This window comes from Chitinophagaceae bacterium (assembly GCA_016717285.1).
In the GTDB taxonomy this organism is placed as follows: domain Bacteria; phylum Bacteroidota; class Bacteroidia; order Chitinophagales; family UBA10324; genus JACCZZ01.
The window spans coordinates 338028-357230 of the sequence record JADKFU010000004.1 but is presented as its reverse complement, the minus strand read 5'-3'; the positions used below and the strand labels follow the sequence as shown (position 1 = coordinate 357230).

Sequence of the window (19203 nt, the reverse complement as noted above, 5' to 3'; positions counted from 1 at the left end):
TGTAATGTTAAATTTGCGATTCAATTTTTCCATGTAATTCTTTCACAATACCTCAAAAAGCGACCTATTGTCCGCCACCGCCAACATTGCTGAAAATGATGCTGTTGCTGCTGCATCACTTACGGCCTCTGCACTGAAAGTATTGTTGTATTACGACTTGTTCCGCTATCCTTTAACCGTTTCAGAAATTCTTTACCATTGCCGGCAGACAGGCTGCAATGAGCAAGAACTTACAGACCGCCTTCAGTCATTGTGTGAACAGGAATGTGTCTTTTATTGTGATGGATTTTACCTCTTAAAGGACGATCAGCAACTGATACTCCGCAGAAAAAGAGGCAATCAGATGGCCGCTCAAATGATGAATAAAGCTGCCGGAAGAGCTTCGTTGATCGCACGATTTCCCTATGTGCGAAGTGTTTGTGTGTCAGGTTCATTATCGAAAAACTATTTTGATGAAAGCACTGACATCGACTTTTTCATCATCACCGCACCCAATCGTTTGTGGGTGTGCCGTTCACTGCTTATTCTTTATAAAAAGATTTTCCTGCTGAATTCGAAAAAATATTTCTGCGTTAATTATTTCATTGACACTGAAAACCTTGAAATTCCTGATAAGAATATTTTTACTGCTACGGAAATGATCACGTTGATTCCATTCTATAACTTCAATCTTTATGAAGAATTTATTGCGGTGAATTCGTGGGTAAAGGATTTTTATCCCAATGCTTCACTGCGTAATCAAATGCTGGCGGATAAAAAGGATGGATTCTTAAAAACGATTTTTGAAAAGTTGCTTAATACTGCTTTAGGTGAATGGCTCGACCGTTATTTTTACAAAGCAACCGTAAATCATTGGAAGAAAAAATTTCCTGGCTTTAATGAAGAAGAATTTGAAGTGAACATGCGCTCGCGCAAAGATGTATCAAAACACCATCCGCAGGGGTTTCAGTTTCGGGTATTAAAATTATACCGTGAAAATTGCGAAGCGTTTGAAGCAAAGCACGGCATATCTTTGCTGTAATGGCTGCCATCCTCCTTTCCAATACTTATTTTCTTTCTTTCGATCGCAAGCAATTGTCGCAGATGCAGCCGTACCCGCCACTGGCGACTTTGTATGCCGCCGCCGTTTTGAGAGACAAAGGATATTCCGTTGCATTGCACGACACCATCTTCGCCCAATCGGTGAATGACATCATTCCTGTTTTTGAAAAGGAGCGTCCTTCATACTTTGTGATCTATGATGATGGTTTCAACTACCTCACCAAGATGTGCCTCACCAACATGCGCGAAGCCGCATTTGAAATGATTGCCATAGCGAAGCAATACGGTTGCACGATCATCATTTCCAGTTCTGATGCAACGGATCATGCGGAAGAATACCTTCGAAAAGGTGCGGATTACATCATCAAAGGGGAAGCGGAAATCACTTTGCTGGAATTGTTGGAGGCACTTTCTACCGGAAGCAGCAGTAATCAAAACATTGCCGGTTTGTCTTTCTTATCAGGAAGTGAAATCATCAACACATCGAAGCGTAACGTGCTGCAGCACCTCGACAGCATTCCGTTCCCCGCATGGGATCTTGTTGACATGAATCTTTATCAAAAAAAGTGGCGCGGGAAAAACGGATACTTCTCACTCAACCTCACTACCACACGTGGCTGTCCGTTTAAATGTAACTGGTGCGCCAAACCCATTTATGGCAACCGGTACAATTCGCGATCGCCACAAAATGTAGTGAATGAAATAAAAATGCTCTTGCAAAAATACAAGCCTGATCATTTCTGGTTTTGCGATGACATCTTTGGATTAAAACCCGGCTGGATCAAATCGTTCAGCGAACTGGTGCAGCAGGAACAGCTCCATTTCAAATTTAAAATTCAGTGCCGTGTTGATCTGTTGCTGGAAGAAAACAATATTGAATGGCTTGCAAAGGCAGGCTGCGAAACTATTTGGGTAGGTGCTGAGAGCGGATCGCAAAAAATACTGGACGCCATGGACAAAGGAACACAGGTGGAACAGATCTATACTGCTACAAGACTATTGAAGAAGCACAACATCAAGCCGGCGTTCTTTTTACAATTCGGCTATTTGGGCGAAACCAAAGAAGACATTGCTGCCACTAAAAAAATGTTGCTCGAGCTCATGCCGCATGATCTCGGCATTTCAGTTTCTTATCCGCTGCCCGGCACTAAATTTTATGAAAAGGTAAAGGAGCAGCTTCATGTAAAAGCCAACTGGACCGATTCTGATGACCTTGCGATGATGTATAAAGGAACGTATTCGCCGGCGTTTTACCGGCAATTGCATACGTATATTCACAAATTATTCCGGAGGCAACAGGGAATAGAAAGTATTGGGAATTTATTCAGGATGCCCCTTCAAATAAATAAACAACAGTTGCGAAGCATAGTACTCTTGCCGTATTTTATTACGCTAAGTTGGTGGAACTACTACAAACTGAATTTTATTGTTCGCAATTAAAACAGCAAACCTGTTGCAAATTTCAATAGCAATTTACCTTCCGTAAATCAACCACGTGTTCGTTTTTATTTTTCTCAAACCGAAACTGCATCTTTACAACCTGCCAAAATGTTTCGTTGCTGATGAAGATGGAAAAAAAATCGTGACCGTCTTTACAAGCGTAATACATTCTCTTACAGCAGATCTGCAATTACAACATGAACAACAGTCAATATCTCAAATTGCTTTCAGGTCCGTTGACTTTTCTGCTTATCCTGTTGTTCGTGGATCTTGAGCCGGGCAATTTCCATATCACACAAATGGCGGCCATCACAGCATGGGTGGCCATCTGGTGGTTAACGGAAGCGACGCATTTGTCCGTGACTGCCTTTTTACCTTTTCTGTTGATTCCAATGTTTGGCATTGCCGACTCAAAATTGGTGGCCGCGCAGTATATGGATCAAACCATCTTCCTTTTTATCGGCGGCTTTCTGCTTGCCTTCGCTATTGAACGATGGAACCTGCACAAAAGAATTGCACTCGGCATATTATCACGGCTTGGAAACAGTCCGGTCAGTTTGTTGGCCGGTGTGATGATTACCGCCTATCTTATTTCCATGTGGATCTCCAACACTGCAACTACCATGATGTTGATTTCCGCCGTACTTGCAGTGATTGCTGAAGCGGAAGAACAATCACTCATGCCCAGGCACAAAGATCATTTTGCAAAATCGGTGTTGATCGGACTTGCTTATGCTGCTTCTATCGGTGGTATGGCTACACTCGTAGGTACGCCGCCCAACATGGTATTTTATAAAACATATCTCGATACCTATCCGGATGCGGGCAACATGAGTTTCTTCCAGTGGTTTTTAGTAGGCGCGCCGGTTTCGTTTTTTTTACTGATTGCAGCATTTTTTATTTTAAAATGGCTGTTTCTTCGCGGCACAAGTGATATCCGTTTCGACAAATCTCACTTCATGAAAGAACGCAATCAACTGGGAAAAATGAGTTTTGAAGAAAAAACCGTTTCTATTGTTTTTGGCATTACCGCATTGCTTTGGTTTACGCGGACAGATATAGATTTTGGCAACTTCAGCATGCCTGGTTGGGACAGGTTGTTCGGTGGCCATGCAAAATTTATTACCGACAGCACGGTTGGAATTGCGATGGCATTTTTACTTTTTTTAGTTCCTTCTAAAAATGAAAAAGGTCAAACGTTACTCAGTTGGAAAGAAGCGGCAAAACTTCCGTTTGGCATTATTCTTTTGTTCGGAAGCGGCTTTGCACTCGCAAAAGGTTTTGAAGAATCAGGCCTGAGCAACTGGCTGGCAGGCCAATTACTTTTTCTGGAACATGCAAACACCATCGTAGTAATCGCCGGCATTTGTGTAATCGTTTGCATCATCAGTGAGTTCGCCTCCAATGTGGCCAGTATTCAATTGGTTTTGCCCATTCTTATTTCCATTCAAAAAGCAACGGGCATTTCCCCATTGATGTTACTGGTACCTGCAACATTGGCTGCTTCATTAGGATTTATGCTGCCCGTCGCTACTGCTCCCAACACGATTGTTTTTGGAAGCGGCAGAATTAATAGCGGAGCTATGCGCAACGCAGGTTCTTTGCTCGATCTCGCAGGCATTATCATTATCACTTTATTTTCTGCTTTGATAGGTACGCTGATCTGGAAATAAACATGAATTGCAGATTTATAAATGTGACATTTGAATACAATTTAGTTTCAAATAAAAGCGCTTGTTAAAATTAATGCTATGAAAAATTTTCTGCTAACCGCAACAGTATTTTTTCTGATTGTTACTGCATTGTCACAACTGGCCATGCTGCAACCCCTTTTAAAAAAAGAAAATGATGCTGAACATGAAATGGAAGCGGCAGAGAACAACGACTATTTCTTTCTCCAACACAGTTTTCCTTACGGGAAAATTGATTATGCCGCACATCATGCTGCAGCCATTTCATTTAAACAAGCGCGATCAAATGCGTTTGCATTAAAAACAACGGATATTGCTGAATGGGCATTTGCAGGACCGGTTAACATCGGCGGAAGGATTGTTGATATTGAATTTGATCCCACCAATGCAAATACTGCTTACCTCGGCGCGGCTTCAGGTGGCGTTTTTAAAACCAAAGATGGTGGCAATACCTGGTTGCCGGTATTTGATAATGAAACCACTTTGTCAATTGGCGATATTGCGGTGGCTCCTTCCAATCCGTCGGTTGTTTATGTTGGAACCGGCGAAGCAAACGGTGGCAGCGGTTCATTAACTTATGATGCAAATGGAATTTATAAATCAATTGATGCCGGTGCCACATGGACGAATGTTGGCCTTCAAAGCACACACATTACCGGTCGTGTCGCTGTTCATCCTACCAATCCTGATATTGTTTTCGCGGCTACGATGGGTGATTTATATGGACCAACTCCTGATCGTGGTTTATACAAAACAACTGATGGTGGATTAACATGGACCAATGTTTTATTTGTGAATGATTCCACCGGCGTGGTTGATGTTGTGATTAATCCTGATAGTCCGGATATCGTTTTTGCTGCTACCTGGATGAGAACACGACGCGCCAACACGAAAGATTATGCCGGCGTGGAAAGCGGTGTTTGGAGATCAACAGATGGTGGAAACACATTTATTAAACTTGGTGCGTCCAATGGATTACCACCACAAAATGTTGAGTATAGCCGCATCGGTATCGACCTTTGCAATGCATCACCCAACGTGGTGTATTGTGTTTACATCAATGATCAATATGGTTTTGGCGGGCTTTACAAGTCCGTTAACAACGGAACAAACTGGACGGAGACGAATGATCAGTTTCTTCAAAACAGCATGGGTGGTGGACAAGGCTACTGGTATGGCCGGGTGAAATGCGATCCGGTCGATCCCAACATTTTATTCCTGATAGGATTTGATATGTACAAGACGGTGAATGGCGGAAGTTCCTATTCAAACACTTTTTCCGGAGTGCACGTAGATCAGCATGCCGTGGCTATTCATCCGCTCAACCACAATTTTGTAATGCTTGGAAATGACGGCGGATTGCATGTTACAACCGACGGAGGTAATAACTGGAGTCACAATATTACAATACCCATTTCCCAAATTTATCGTACTGCGATTGATGATGGTAATCCCACTAACATTTATGCCGGCTTGCAGGACAATGGTACAGTGCGCACTCTTTCAGGATTGCCGGATGATTACCAATCTATTTTTGGTGGTGATGGATTTCAATCTCTTATACATCCAAACGATAGTTACACCATTCTTGCCGGCTACCAATATGGCAACATCTGGAAATCAACGGATGGTGGTTATAACTGGAATCCTTCTTACACCTATGGAATTTTCGGAACCGGCAACTGGAATTATCCGCTTACGATTGATCCGCTGAATAACAATACGATCTATACAGGCACACAAAATGTTTTCAGGTCTGTTGATTTCGGTGATACATGGTCGGCGATAAGTCCTGCGCTTACGCAACTCGATGGTACAGGTACACTTATCTTCGGCACTATTACTTTTATTGATGTTTCCCCGATTGACGACGATATCATTTATGCGGGAACTGACGATGGAAAAGTATGGAACACACTCAATGGTGGTGCAAGCTGGAATGAAGTTGACAATGGATTGCCTGAACGCTGGGTTACTTGTGTGAAGAATGACCCATTTGATAAACACACTGCTTATGTCACACTTTCCGGTTATCGTTTTCATGATAATGCGAATCATGTTTACAAAACAAATGATGACGGACAAACGTGGAGTGACATCGGTTCCAATCTTCCGGATGTGCCGGTCAGTTGCATTGTTGCTGATCCTGCTTATCAGGAAACACTTTATCTCGCTACAGATGTTGGCGTTTATTTTACCACCAACGGAGGAACAAGCTGGCAAACGGCAGGCACCGGAATGCCCATCGTTGCCTGTGTGGATTTGAAATTGCATCAACCCACACGCACTTTGGTAGTTGGCACTTATGGAAGAAGTGTTTATAAACTGAATCTTGACGATTTGGTGGGAATTACTGTTGCAGAAAATGTGGCTGCTGAATTTTCTGTTTTTCCCAATCCGTTAACTGACGGAGATGCGAATATAAATTATACACTCAATTCATCATCCGTTGTTTCTTTTGCTATTCAGGGTTATGATGGAAAAATCATCAGCAGGAAAAACGTAACAGGAATTGCTGGAAAAAATACGTTTGTTTTTGATATGAAAAACTTAGCTGCAGGTGTTTATTTATTGGAAATGCTAACCGGAGAAAGGTCTGTGGTGAAAAAAATCGTTGTTCAATGAATGTCAAGAGTCAACGACGATTCAAGTAGTAATTTTTTTGCTTTCGAACTTTGCGCCTTTTCGCAATCTTTCTTTTTCACGTTAGTATTGATTATTGCAACGATTTTTATTTTAATATTTGCGTGAATCAGTAAGCAGTTGTTTTTAAAACCATAGACTGCAACCGAAAGAAAACATTTCCTTCCAAATTTTACCGTTCACACATGGATTGCGATCTTTGCGCCTCCATCAAACATCCTATGATCACTTTCAACCGCCACGAATACGATAATGATACATTAGTTGCACTTTACAAAGCGCTCGTAAAGCCAAGGGTAATAGAAGAAAAAATGTTGAACCTGCTGCGACAGGGAAAAATCTCCAAATGGTTTTCAGGTATCGGTCAGGAAGCGATTGCCGTTGGCGCAACCATGGCTTTGGATGCCGATGAATACATTATGCCATTGCACCGCAACCTCGGTGTTTTCACCTCGCGCAACATGCCGTTTGTAAAACTCTTTAGTCAGTGGCAGGGAAATGAAAACGGTTTTTCAAAAGGCCGCGAACGTTCTTTTCATTTCGGCTCCAATGAGCATCACATCGTTGGGATGATCTCTCATCTGGGACCACAACTCACTATTGCGAATGGCATTTCATTAGCGCATCAGCTACGCAAAGAAAACAAGGTGTCACTTGCTTTCACCGGCGAAGGCGGCACCAGCGAAGGAGATTTTCATGAAGCATTGAATGTTGCCAGTGTCTGGAATTTGCCGGTCATCTTCTTAATTGAAAATAACGGCTACGGATTATCTACTCCCTCCTCCGATCAGTTCCGATGCGAGAAATTAGCTGACCGGGCGATTGGATATGGAATGGAAGGCATTACGATAGATGGAAATAATATTCTGGAAGTGTACGATACTATCAAAGGCGTTCGTGATTACTGCATCAAGAATCAACGGCCTTATCTTGTAGAGTGCATGACTTTTCGCATGAGAGGGCACGAAGAAGCAAGTGGTGTGAAATATGTTCCGAAAGAATTGATTGAAACATGGGCCAAAAAAGATCCGCTTGTTAACTATGAAAATTACCTGCTTGCAAATAATATTATCGGGGAAGCTTTGAAGGAAGAAGTGCGAAACGCTGTTAAGCTTGAAATAGAGGAAGGTTTACAAATAGCTTTTGCCGAACCGGAAATAACCATTGATACGGAAAAGGAGATACAGGATGTGTATGCTCCTTATGCACCGGTCATCACAACGCCTTCATCAACCGGTTCCGAAAAAAGATTGGTTGATGCCATTGCACAAGGCATGAAGCAGGCAATGGAAAGGCATCCTGAATTGATTTTGATGGGACAAGACATAGCAGATTATGGTGGTGTTTTTAAAATCACGGACGGATTGCTACAACTTTTCGGGAAAGACCGTGTGCGAAATACGCCGCTTTGTGAATCAGCCATTCTTGGCGCTGCGCTTGGATTATCAGTGAAAGGATTTAAGTCAATGGTGGAAATGCAGTTTGGCGATTTTGTGACCTGTGGCTTCAACCAGATCATCAATAACCTCGCAAAAATCCATTACCGCTGGGGACAAAATGCAGATGTGGTGATTCGCATGCCAACAGGAGCAGGTGTAGGCGCAGGACCGTTTCATTCGCAAAGCAATGAAGCATGGTTCACCCATACACCCGGCTTGAAAGTAGTATATCCTGCAACGCCTTACGATGCGAAGGGATTGTTGCTGGCAGCATTTGAAGATCCGAATCCTGTAATGTACTTCGAGCACAAAGCATTGTACCGGAGTATTTCCGGAATGGTGCCGGATGAATATTATACTGTTGAAATAGGTAAAGCCAACCTGGTGCAGGAAGGTGATGATGTATCCATCATCACGTATGGCGCCGGCGTTCATTGGGCAGCGGAAGAAATTGCGCTTCGCAAAAAGGAAAATCCGGATTTCTCTGCTGACCTTCTTGATCTGCGCACCTTGCTGCCATTTGATAAAGATGCAATTGCTACTACCGTGAAGAAGACCGGCAAAGTGATCATGCTGCATGAAGATTGTTTAACCGGTGGCATCGGCGGAGAAATCGCTGCCTTCATTTCCGAAAACTTTTTTGAACATCTTGACGCTCCGGTTATGCGTTGCGGATCTTTGGATACACCTGTTCCATTCGCCATTCCGCTGGAGAATAATTTTCTTCCGAAAGAAAGATTTAGAAAGGTGTTGGAAAAGATGTTGAAATATTAGTCAGGTCCGGAAAAATCAGGCTGTACTTTTTTAATTACTGCTTACATTATTGCTTTCTTAAAACCTGTATAACAACCCAACACCAAAGGAATACAGCAAATAATTTTCTTCCGGAACGTCTTTCTTCAGCCCCATCACATACCGTATTCCGGTATAACCCTGCAAAAATATTTTTTGTTGAATAGGATACTGCAGCGTCATTCTTCCTAATAAACTCACCACTGCGCCCGGATGGTAACTGATGAGCTGTCCTTCATTATTTAAACTATATCGCAAACCGCCACTGTACCATCCATAGGCAGCTCCTCCAGTAACCTGCAACCTGAATTTACCTATCGGGAAACGGTAGCCGAACACTACAGGAATTTCAAAATAACGACCGGATGATTTTACTTCCTCGCTGTGGCTTATGGTATCGTAAGCCACAATCTGCTGGTACGAAGTGTCATAAGAAAAATGCAACACTGAATCATACACCAGCACCGGTATGGAATCAATGACGACAAAAAAGGAATCAATCGACCACATGGAATCAACAGTCACGGTTTGCTGAAGGAAAGACTGATCAATCACGGAATCTAAAGTAGCAGTGAAATGATCTTTCACTGCAAACTGTCCAACGCCTGCTCCTGTCAACCAATTATTAATACGATAATGCAAAAGTGCATTCCATTCAAAACCTGTTTCATTGCTTTTCGTAGCGGGAACAGTGATGATCGACATTCCTCCTGTTGCTGATAATTCAAACGACCGCACTTTGCTCCAGTGATTTTTTCTCATGAACGTCGATGGACTAAATGCCCCTGCGGAGACAGGTACTGTCTGTTTCTTTGTCAACGAAAGATTGAATTCAGGGACAGAAAGATAGGGAATGAATGAGTTGCTCAATTCCTCATTCAATTGATTATAATTTGATGTTGTATAATTATTTTGGTTCAACCTTTTATCTGCTACAGATGAAGAGTTGTTTTTATTATTTTCATCCAGTTGTTCCTCCTCTGCATGGATTGAAGCAACCAATACTTTATTAGAGTCATTTTTTTCCGCTTTCATAAATGCTGCTGACAGCATTTCTTGCGAAGTTGTTTCTTTATTAGGGTCAGTAGTAGTTGCCTTCTCCTGTTTATCCGAACGGTAATTCTTTTGTGACTGTTCGTTCGTACCTGTTGATGAATCACTGGCCTTATAACCTGATGCTGAAACTTCCGCTGCAGAACCATTAACTTTCTTCTCCGTTTGAAGCGGTGTTGCTTGTTCCATTACAGATTGTGCGTGTTGTATGCTCGCTTTTTCTATACGCTGTGCTTCATGATTCAAAGTATCAATTGACACGGAAGATGAAATAATGTGTGACTGTTTATTGCCTGCTTTCTTTTGTTCCTGATAAGAAACTGTTGAAGTTGGCGATTCGTTTTTGTTAGCTTCATCTTTATATAGACCGGAATAATATCCAATGGCACCACATAGCATTACACTTACTGCAACCAGTGTAAATAATTTCCACTTCCATGAAATCCGGGAAGTTCTTTCATGTCTGTTTATCACCTGCACTGCTTCCTGCCAGTAGGCTTCATTAAATTCAGGTTCCTGCGCTTCGAGGTGCTTCCTGAACAGCTCATCAATTGGATGTTTCGCGCTCATTGGCTTTTTAATTTAAGAGTAAAGCGTTCTTCTTCTTTCAGCATCGCACTCAGTTTTTTACGTGCCTCTGACGTATGCCATTTCGAAGTGCCTTCTGAAATTCCCAGCAGTTTCGATATTTCAAAATGAGAATATCCATCAATGGCAAACATGTTAAACACGGTGCCGGTTGCTTTGGGTAACCTGCGCACCAAATCAAGCAACGCTTCAGCATCATAGTTATCACGAAGTGTTACATCCTGACCACCTACCACTTGCAAATCAGCATGTTCAGCGTGTGCGGTGTTGGTGATGTAATTTTTTTCTTTTCTGAAATGGTCAATGATCGTGTTAAGCATAATTCTTCTTATCCAGAAATTAAAGGGAACCTGCGTTGAATATTTGCTGAGGTTCAAAATGATTTTCAGAAACCCTTCATTCAACACAGCTCGACTGTCAATTTCATTTTGATGGTACCGGCTACAAATGCTCATGAGCAATGGATAGCATACACGATACAATTCGTACTGTGCTTTACGGTCATTTTTTCCGCATCTCTTTAGTATGTCTTCGTTGATCTCCATGTAAGGCAAAAGAAAAGGAGCTGCAAATCAACTGCAGCTCCCTTTCTTCTTTGCACCTATTGCTTTACAAAGCTGCCGGTAAATATTTTTCCGTCACTTACAAGTTGTAACAGGTACATGCCTGAATTCAAGTGCCGGAGGTCAACCGTATTGAATCCTCCTGCATTCACTGCAATGTTTTTCTGATCAACCAACTGTCCTACCCTATTCAGGATACGAAGATTTGCAATACCATTAATCGATGCAGGAAAGGTGAATTGCAATGCATCATTTACAGGATTGGGAAATACAGTTAGTTTCTGCGTTTCAATGGGAGAAATTGCTGAAATAACTTGTGGTTTAACATTCAATACAAAACCTGAACGGGTTATGTCAACACCTCCATTTACGAGCGAATCCATTAAGCCTATCCATTGACAATAAGATGATGTGTTGTTACTGTCACACTCAATACTCAGGCAAACCTGGTAGGATCCATTTTGAGCGTAAGTATGGGATGGATATTGAACCGTTGAGGAAGTTCCATCTCCAAAACTCCACAGATAACTGTTCGCACCTGTTGACATCTCTGTAAGCCACACGGTAGAATTTGCGGTATCAATAGCTGCTACTTCAAATGCTGCTTCGCAACTACCACCATTGTTGCTGATGGAATCCGGCGAGTAATAAATGGACTGGCAGGAAGTGGCCATGCAAGAACTGTCTGACACTACAAGACAGACGGTATAAATTCCTTCATCCTGAAATTGATGCGAAACCGATGCATCTGACGCGTAGGTTCCGTCACCAAAATCCCAGAAGTACGTTTTACTTGGATCATAATTGTAGGACATAAAAATTACCGAAGCATACGATTGATAGGCATAAAAATCTGCGTAACAACTGTCGCCGCTGTTTACGTAAAAAGAATCACAGGCTGTTGCAGAACAATTACTGTCAGTGTATTGCAGGCAAACATTATAAAGGCCGGCAGCCGCATAATTGTGGAGCGGATTGACTTGACTGGAGGTTTCTCCGTCGCCGAAGTTCCAGCTATAAGTGCCTGTTCCACCGCTTCCATTGCTGGCATAAAACTGCACCTCGCTTCCAGCGGCCTGAAAGGTAAACGATGCCGAACAGCCGGGATTGGTAACCGTTACAAATTCACAATAGGTATCTGAACAACCCAGCAAACTGCTGATCTGGAGGCAAACAAGATACATTCCTGCCTGGCTGTATTCATGCACCGGTTCGAATGCGGTGGAGGTGCTGCCATCACCAAAATTCCAGCTGCAGGCTATCTGTCCCGCACCCGGAATTGAGCTATTGCTGAACGTGAGTTGCAGTCCATCTTCTGTATAGTTAAATCCGGCAAAACAACTTACTGTGTTTGTAGAATCTACATACAACGTATCACAGTGTTGATCGGCGCAGCCGTTTGCATTCTGCATAAATAAACAAACCTCATATATTCCCTGACTGCTGTAATAGTGTTCAGCATTGATGTCTGTTGAAGAAGTGCCATCACCAAAGCTCCAGACAAAACTGGTGGTACTGTCTATTGGTTCAGATAGATTGGCAAAGTAAACGTTGCTCGCGTTTTGTGAAAATGCAAAATCAACATAACAGACTTGCGCTTGCGAGCTGACTAACAAGGCTAAGAGCAGTGGAATGATGGTAAAAGTTTTCATGGTTTAAATTTATTTAATGGCTAACACGATAAAAAAGATGAAAAGGTTGGGTGACGGAAAAAATAAATATAAATCTAAATGCGGGAATTCTTTGTTCAATCCGGTTTCTAAAAATATTTTCAGAATACGTTTAATTCATCATCAATCTGTCAATTAATCAATAGGAAAGGAATTTCAAGACAGGTGTTAGGCGCATTTAACCTCGAATTGTACATTTGAATTCTTAAACAATGACCCGATGACACGATTTTTACTCTTATGCCTGTGTGCTTTTTCAATAGCAGGCAATGCACAAACAGTTGGCTGGTTTTATAGCAATCCCGGCACAGCAGACGGATATGTGTTGTTCGCACCCGGAAGCAGCAACAATACCTACCTGCTTGATAAATGCGGAAAAAAAATCCATCAATGGCAAAGTTTTTATGATCCCGGACTTGCTGTGTATCTGCTTGAAGATGGCACATTGCTTCGCTGTGGCAATACCAACAATAGTCAGTTCATGGGCGGCGGTCAGGGTGGAATTGTAGAAAAATTTGACTGGAACAGCAATCTGCTCTGGTACTACAAAATTTCCGACAGCGAACAATGCCAGCATCACGATGCCATTCAGTTACCTAACGGAAATGTGCTTGCTATCGCCTGGGAATATCACACTAAAGCTGATGCGCAGGCAAACGGACGCGTATCGTTGGGAACCAAAATGTGGTCCGATAAAATTGTGGAGATTCAACCTGTTGGTGCTGATTCAGGAATTATCGTTTGGCAATGGCGTGCATGGGATCATTTGGTGCAGGACGTGGATAACGCCAAAGCAAATTATGGTGTGGTGACGGAACATCCGGAGTTACTTGACATCAATCTCGGCACGTTAAATACACAACAGGCAGATTGGCTGCATTTAAATGGATTGTCTTATAATGAAACACTTGATCAACTCATGGTCAGTTGCCACAACCTTAACGAGATTTTTATAATCGATCACAGCACTACGCTCGAAGAATCTGCTTCACATGCAGGCGGAAATTCCGGTCATGGGGGTGATCTGATGTACCGTTGGGGCAATCCTGAAAATTATGATCGTGGTACTACTGATGATAGAAAATTGTATCAGCAACATCACGCGCACTGGACTTCCGATGATGATAATGAAATCCTGTACTTCAATAATGGAGTAGGTCGTCCGGGTACCGATTATTCAACAGTGGAAACTTTTAAACTTCCTGCAATGGTTAACAATAATTATCCATTGGGTGCTGATTCCGCTTATCTGCCATTAGCCCAGAACTGGATCTATGCGGCAAACCCGGTATCCTCTCTTTTTTCCATGGTAATGGGTAGCGCGCAGCGGCTGCCGAATGGTAATACACTGATCTGCAATGCTACTGCGGGAACATTTTTAGAAATTGACAGTCAGGGAAATAATCTGTGGAAATATGTGAACCCCATTGATCAGAATGGCAATACTGCACAAGGCGATCAGCCATTTATGAATTCCTGTTTCCGCGTCACCAACTATGCAGCTGATTATCCCGGATTAGCCGGCCAGGTGCTCACTCCCGGTGAACCACTTGAACTGAATCCTGACAATTATATCTGTTCTTCCATTCCCACATTGATTGCAGATGTAGATGTGGATGATCAAAATCCTTCTGTTTATCCTAATCCTTTCCGGAATAATTTTAACCTGCATATTCCTGCTGAATTAAAGCAGGCCAGCCTGCAGATTCATGATGTTACAGGACGATTGCTGTATGAAGAAAATAATATTGCTTTAGCAGCACATACAGATCATCAGGTTTCACTTTTATTGCCTCCCGGTGTTGTAATAATTTCAGTAAAAGATGCGCTGCAGCTTTATAGCTGGAATACGCGGGCAGTGGTGCAATAACCTTATTTGTAAGTGAACAGGACGCTAATTGTATTCGGCAATTCGCAGTTGACTTTTACAACAATCGAAATACTTATATTCTTGATAAAGTTTTGCAACCTGATTTTAAAATTCTTTCAGCGTGATTTCTGTCTGAATATTATTTCCATCTTTAAAAATCGCACCTTGACCAGATTATTAATTTTACTCTTCTGTGCATTTTCATTAACAGCCAACGCTCAAAGTGTAGGTTGGTTTTATAGTAATCCCGGTGCTGCTGACGGATATGTGTTGTTTGCACCTTCGAGCAATAAAACGACTTTCCTTATTGACAAATGCGGCAAACAAATACATCAGTGGCAAAGCGTTTATGATCCTGGCCTTGCTGTTTACCTGCTCAATGATGGCACGTTGCTTCGCTGCGGCAATACTGATAACTTTCAATTTCCAGGTGGAGGTCAGGGAGGTATATTGGAAAAATTTGACTGGAATGGTTCACTGCTTTGGTCTTATCTGATATCTGATAGTGAACAATGCCAGCATCATGATGCCATTCAATTGCCGAATGGAAATATCATTGCCATTGCATGGGAATATCACACCAGCACGGATGCACAAGACAATGGACGTGTAACACTTGGAACCAAAATGTGGTCTGATAAAATTGTGGAGATACAGCCGGTTGGCACTGACTCGGGAATAATTGTGTGGCAATGGCGCGCCTGGGACCACTTGATACAGGATGCAGATAGCACCAAGTTAAATTATGGAGTGGTAAAAGATCATCCCGAACTGATCGACATCAATCTCGGAACGCTCACTACGCAACAACCCGACTGGCTGCACTTGAATGCTTTGTCTTACAATGCAACACTCGATCAACTCATGGTCAGTTGCCACAACCTCGATGAGATTATTATTATCGATCACAGCACGACCCTCGCAGAAGCCTCATCACACCAAGGTGGAAATTCAGGGCATGGTGGCGATTTAATGTACCGTTGGGGCAATCCTGAAAATTACGACCGAGGTACGGTAGACGATAAAAAACTATTTCAGCAACACCATCCACACTGGATTTCAGATGATAATAATGAAATCTTGTTGTTCAACAATGGAGTTGGCAGGCCGGGTATTGATTATTCAACAGTGGAAACATTTAAACTTCCACCGATGATCAACAACAATTATCCGCTTGCAGTGGATTCATCGTATCTGCCACTTGCACAAGATTGGATCTATGCAGCTAATCCCACGTCGTCCCTCTTTTCTTTGGTAATGGGCAGCGCACAACGACTCCCGAATGGGAATACCATCATCTGCAATGCTACATCGGGAACATTTCTCGAGATCGACAGTCCCGGTAACAACCTCTGGAAATATGTAAACCCGATTGGTTTGAATGGCAGCACTTCACAGGGAAATCTGCCCTTGAAGAATTCCTGTTTCCGGGTCACTTACCTGTCAGCTGATGATCCCGGACTGGCCGGTCAGATCCTTATTCCCGGTGAGCCACTCGAGTTGAATCCTAATCCTTACCTATGTGAAAATTTGCCTACTGCTGCCGCTTCGATCAATTTCAATGAGCAGCGATTTACTGTTTATCCGGATCCATTCCGGAATAACTTTAACATTCATATTCCGGTTGCATTGCAAAATGCATTGCTGCAGATTCATGATGTTACCGGCAGACTTTTGTATGAAGAAAAAAACATGGATGCTTTATCTTCTTCGGATCACAGGATTGAGTTTAACAAGCAGCAAGGAATGATTATCATCACTTTGAAAGATGAAACGGGAAATTATCTGTGGAAGACCACAGCAATTGCTTTGTGAAGCGCTGTATAAATTCAATTGCTCCCGGCAAATTTTTTTGCATATGAGTTTATTGTGCATCAGTGATCTCTTAATTCATGGCAATAATCCTGAATTTCCCGTGTCCAGCACATATTTCCAATGGCCGCTGGTATCCTGTTTCCAGATGCTTACATAAGTTCCTGCTTCGGATTCATTTGTGCTTTTAATTTTGAATTTATAAGTGCCATACGTATAACCTAATTCACCGGAGGCAGCAATGTCTGCAAATAGTGGCTGCCAGGTTAGTACAAATGCAGTGTCCGGTTTTGCAAATAAATAGGAGTGCACAGAATCTTTTCCAATAATAGGCAGATGATTTGGCCTTAACAATACACCTTTATCAGCTACATAATTGATGAAGGCTTCATGTGTTCCTTTTTGTAATGACAAATCTGAAAAAGCAATATCTGTTTCCATCAACACCATTTTCATCGAATCAATATTCAACGTATTCTTTTCGGTGCTTTGCTGCGTAACGTGCGAAGTGCAGGCTGGGTTTAAAAAGAAAATACTGATGATCAGTAAAGTGTTTTTCATACTTCGGAGATTGTGAAATGCGGATTAAATCTTTTAGACGAAGAGCGCATTATAAAGGATGTACAATAAATAAAGGAAAAAAGTATAGTGCTTCTTAAGTGAATAGTCTGTTCTGACCTTTATGCAGAACCCGTTTTTATTTCCTGATAATTATCCTGGTTCCCTGCTGCACCCGTTCATATACTTCACTCACATCCTTATTCCTGAGTGATATGCAGCCAAGCGTCCAGTTTCGCTGCTGATCAATCAGCCAGTCCATTCCTGCCGGCACACCATGAATGCCCACTTCTCCACCGATCGCTGTTCCCGCTGCAATATTTCCAGCGGCAATTGCTGCTGCCTGCTTTTTTCTTGAATCATCATTCGGATAATCAATCCACATAAACTTATTCCACTTGCTATGAGGATATTTATCACGAAGAGAAAATATCCCTTCCGGTGTGCAACCATCTCCTTGTCTCAGCTTGTCATCAATGGCATTTGATCCCAACACCACCGCATATTCCTTCAGGAATAAAGTATCCTGCAATAGGAAAAGCCGGTAATCACTCTTATCAAGAAAAATGAACACCTCCTTTGATTGGAAATGTATAGAATCAAGAAATTGAATGATTGATCTTTTTTCCTGTGATGAAACCTCAGCCGTATGAGCAACCATAGCTGACCATACATGAGTGACCGTATTTTCGTTAGTGCAAGCAGTTAAAAAAAGGAACGGCAGCAATGAAAGTATATTCATAAGTGCCATCAACGAAACACTATCGCGAAAATTTTAATTGGAAAAACCTGTCATTCATAGTAAAGGAGAATCTAAGATGCAGTTTGCGAAAAGAATTTAAAAGACAATACATTGAAGACTGCAGGTAAATTTTAATTGTATGGAAATTAATTGCCACAATATATAGATCTGATACAAGGAACAATATCTTCCCTGCAAGAGCAGTCCGGAACTATTTGCCGCAAGGCAGACCATCATGCTCTACGCAATTGCCCTTCCGGTCAATATAAAACTGTTTGCCATTCATTTCAACCATAGAGAGTCCTCCCGAAAAAGTGCCCGTCTTATCATAAATAAGTGGAATTACGATATTCCCTTGCAAATCAATATAACCTCCTTTTTCAGCAATCATTACAGCGGCCAATCCTTCCGAAAACGGGGAGGCATAGTCATATTCCGGTTTTATCACTTCCTGACCTTGACGGTTAATGAATCCCCATCTGTTATCCTTGTTAACCGATGCAAGACCTTGTGAGTAATCGTCAATTTCGAGGTATTTCATAGGAACTACAAAATTGCCTTTAAGATCAATAATACCGGAAAAGCCATCCTTTTCCACAACGGCTAATCCCTGAGAAAACGACATCCCGTAATCGTAAATCAATGGTATAATCACTTTGCCTGTTTTATCAATGGCTCCGGACGAACCATTTTTGGCAACAAAAGCGAGACCTTCATTAAATGGATTGGCCTCATCATATTCAAATGGTAATACAACTTTACCGGTTTTGTCAATATATCCCCAGCCTGTTCCATCAGAAACACTGGCCAGACCTTCAGAGAAAGAGGTGGCTTCTGCATATTGCGGCGCAATCACTTCTTTACCGGTCTTGTCTACATATCCGTATTGCTCATCAAGCGTAACGATTGCCAGACCTTCTGAGAAAATATAAATCTCATCGTACCTGGGCGCCATGATCACCTTTCCGCTTATAGATTCCTTCATTCCGTATTTCCCGTTTGATTCAAAAGTCTCCAATTGCTGGGCGATTCCCGGTAGGTTAAAAGAAAGTGACAGCGAGAAGACAAGAAGTAATTTGTTCATACCATTCATTTTTTCAGTGCGCAAATATCTTTATAGTTTCGATAATTACCATCATCGCTCACCGGATGATTAAAAAATCCTCTTTTTTCTCTCAAAGTGTCGGTGAGAATAAAATGCCAGTCTGCCTGATGAGAAGTATGCTAACCATCTGAGATGCAACTGTCGGTCACAGCTTGCTTCCACGTAAACTATGAAGTGCTATCTTTGCCAAACTTTT

The 19203-nt window shown here is 42.1% G+C and carries 13 protein-coding genes; 7 read left to right on the top strand and 6 right to left on the bottom strand.

Features of this window, described 5'->3' with window-relative positions:
- The first annotated feature begins 67 nt into the window (after positions 1–67).
- The 5 genes from IPO83_06800 to IPO83_06780 all read left to right on the top strand — a co-directional run bounded on the left by IPO83_06800 (position 68) and on the right by IPO83_06780 (position 9028).
- Positions 68–1021 (top strand): nucleotidyltransferase domain-containing protein, encoded by a 954-nt coding sequence (locus IPO83_06800; GenBank protein ID MBK9730979.1) that lies wholly within the window; start codon positions 68–70, stop codon positions 1019–1021.
- Positions 1021–2481: a B12-binding domain-containing radical SAM protein gene (locus tag IPO83_06795; GenBank protein MBK9730978.1), complete on the top strand. Its 1461-nt coding sequence runs from the start codon at positions 1021–1023 to the stop codon at positions 2479–2481. Before IPO83_06800 ends, IPO83_06795 begins: the two co-directional genes overlap by 1 nt.
- A gap of 197 nt (positions 2482–2678) precedes the next feature.
- Complete coding sequence (locus IPO83_06790; GenBank protein MBK9730977.1) at positions 2679–4154, top strand: SLC13/DASS family transporter; 1476 nt, start codon at positions 2679–2681, stop codon at positions 4152–4154.
- Between the two features lie 78 nt (positions 4155–4232).
- Complete coding sequence (locus IPO83_06785) at positions 4233–6797, top strand: T9SS type A sorting domain-containing protein (protein MBK9730976.1); 2565 nt, start codon at positions 4233–4235, stop codon at positions 6795–6797.
- A gap of 239 nt (positions 6798–7036) precedes the next feature.
- Positions 7037–9028 (top strand): dehydrogenase E1 component subunit alpha/beta, encoded by a 1992-nt coding sequence (locus IPO83_06780; GenBank protein ID MBK9730975.1) that lies wholly within the window; start codon positions 7037–7039, stop codon positions 9026–9028.
- Positions 9029–9085: 57 nt separating this feature from the next.
- Here IPO83_06780 and IPO83_06775 read toward each other — a convergent pair whose 3' ends face one another.
- The 3 genes from IPO83_06775 to IPO83_06765 are packed head-to-tail and all read right to left on the bottom strand — an operon-like array spanning position 9086 to position 12902.
- Positions 9086–10669 (bottom strand): hypothetical protein, encoded by a 1584-nt coding sequence (locus IPO83_06775; GenBank protein MBK9730974.1) that lies wholly within the window; start codon positions 10667–10669, stop codon positions 9086–9088.
- Positions 10666–11232 (bottom strand): sigma-70 family RNA polymerase sigma factor, encoded by a 567-nt coding sequence (locus tag IPO83_06770; protein ID MBK9730973.1) that lies wholly within the window; start codon positions 11230–11232, stop codon positions 10666–10668. The genes IPO83_06775 and IPO83_06770 overlap by 4 nt, the downstream gene beginning before the upstream one ends.
- Before the next feature lie 56 nt (positions 11233–11288).
- Positions 11289–12902 carry a PKD domain-containing protein gene (locus IPO83_06765; GenBank protein ID MBK9730972.1) on the bottom strand — a complete coding sequence of 538 codons (1614 nt, stop codon included), beginning with the start codon at positions 12900–12902 and terminating at the stop codon, positions 11289–11291.
- Positions 12903–13140: 238 nt separating this feature from the next.
- Between IPO83_06765 and IPO83_06760 the strand changes: the two genes are divergently transcribed.
- On the top strand, positions 13141–14790 hold the full coding sequence (locus IPO83_06760; protein ID MBK9730971.1) for an aryl-sulfate sulfotransferase: 1650 nt from the start codon (positions 13141–13143) through the stop codon (positions 14788–14790).
- A 165-nt stretch (positions 14791–14955) separates the two neighbouring features.
- Positions 14956–16605: an aryl-sulfate sulfotransferase gene (locus IPO83_06755; GenBank protein ID MBK9730970.1), complete on the top strand. Its 1650-nt coding sequence runs from the start codon at positions 14956–14958 to the stop codon at positions 16603–16605.
- A gap of 75 nt (positions 16606–16680) precedes the next feature.
- Here the strand turns inward: IPO83_06755 and IPO83_06750 are convergent, their stop codons facing one another.
- From IPO83_06750 to IPO83_06740, 3 genes are all read right to left on the bottom strand, one after another.
- Positions 16681–17163 (bottom strand): nuclear transport factor 2 family protein, encoded by a 483-nt coding sequence (locus IPO83_06750; protein ID MBK9730969.1) that lies wholly within the window; start codon positions 17161–17163, stop codon positions 16681–16683.
- Positions 17164–17299: 136 nt separating this feature from the next.
- The gene (locus IPO83_06745; protein ID MBK9730968.1) at positions 17300–17734 is read right to left on the bottom strand and encodes a L,D-transpeptidase; all 435 of its coding nucleotides are present in this window, start codon (positions 17732–17734) and stop codon (positions 17300–17302) included.
- Positions 17735–18113: 379 nt separating this feature from the next.
- The gene (locus tag IPO83_06740; GenBank protein ID MBK9730967.1) at positions 18114–18986 is read right to left on the bottom strand and encodes a WG repeat-containing protein; all 873 of its coding nucleotides are present in this window, start codon (positions 18984–18986) and stop codon (positions 18114–18116) included.
- Positions 18987–19203: the final 217 nt, after the last annotated feature.

What these genes read in the sequence shown, in the direction of transcription:
- IPO83_06790 (MBK9730977.1), top strand. Translation starts at nt 2,679, where the DNA reads ATGAACAACAGTCAATATCTCAAATTGCTTTCAGGTCCGTTGACTTTT.
- IPO83_06740 (MBK9730967.1), bottom strand. Translation starts at nt 18,986, where the DNA reads ATGAACAAATTACTTCTTGTCTTCTCGCTGTCACTTTCTTTTAACCTA.
- IPO83_06795 (MBK9730978.1), top strand. Translation starts at nt 1,021, where the DNA reads ATGGCTGCCATCCTCCTTTCCAATACTTATTTTCTTTCTTTCGATCGC.
- IPO83_06770 (MBK9730973.1), bottom strand. Translation starts at nt 11,232, where the DNA reads ATGGAGATCAACGAAGACATACTAAAGAGATGCGGAAAAAATGACCGT.
- IPO83_06760 (MBK9730971.1), top strand. Translation starts at nt 13,141, where the DNA reads ATGACACGATTTTTACTCTTATGCCTGTGTGCTTTTTCAATAGCAGGC.
- IPO83_06780 (MBK9730975.1), top strand. Translation starts at nt 7,037, where the DNA reads ATGATCACTTTCAACCGCCACGAATACGATAATGATACATTAGTTGCA.
- IPO83_06765 (MBK9730972.1), bottom strand. Translation starts at nt 12,902, where the DNA reads ATGAAAACTTTTACCATCATTCCACTGCTCTTAGCCTTGTTAGTCAGC.
- IPO83_06775 (MBK9730974.1), bottom strand. Translation starts at nt 10,669, where the DNA reads ATGAGCGCGAAACATCCAATTGATGAGCTGTTCAGGAAGCACCTCGAA.
- IPO83_06785 (MBK9730976.1), top strand. Translation starts at nt 4,233, where the DNA reads ATGAAAAATTTTCTGCTAACCGCAACAGTATTTTTTCTGATTGTTACT.
- IPO83_06750 (MBK9730969.1), bottom strand. Translation starts at nt 17,163, where the DNA reads ATGAAAAACACTTTACTGATCATCAGTATTTTCTTTTTAAACCCAGCC.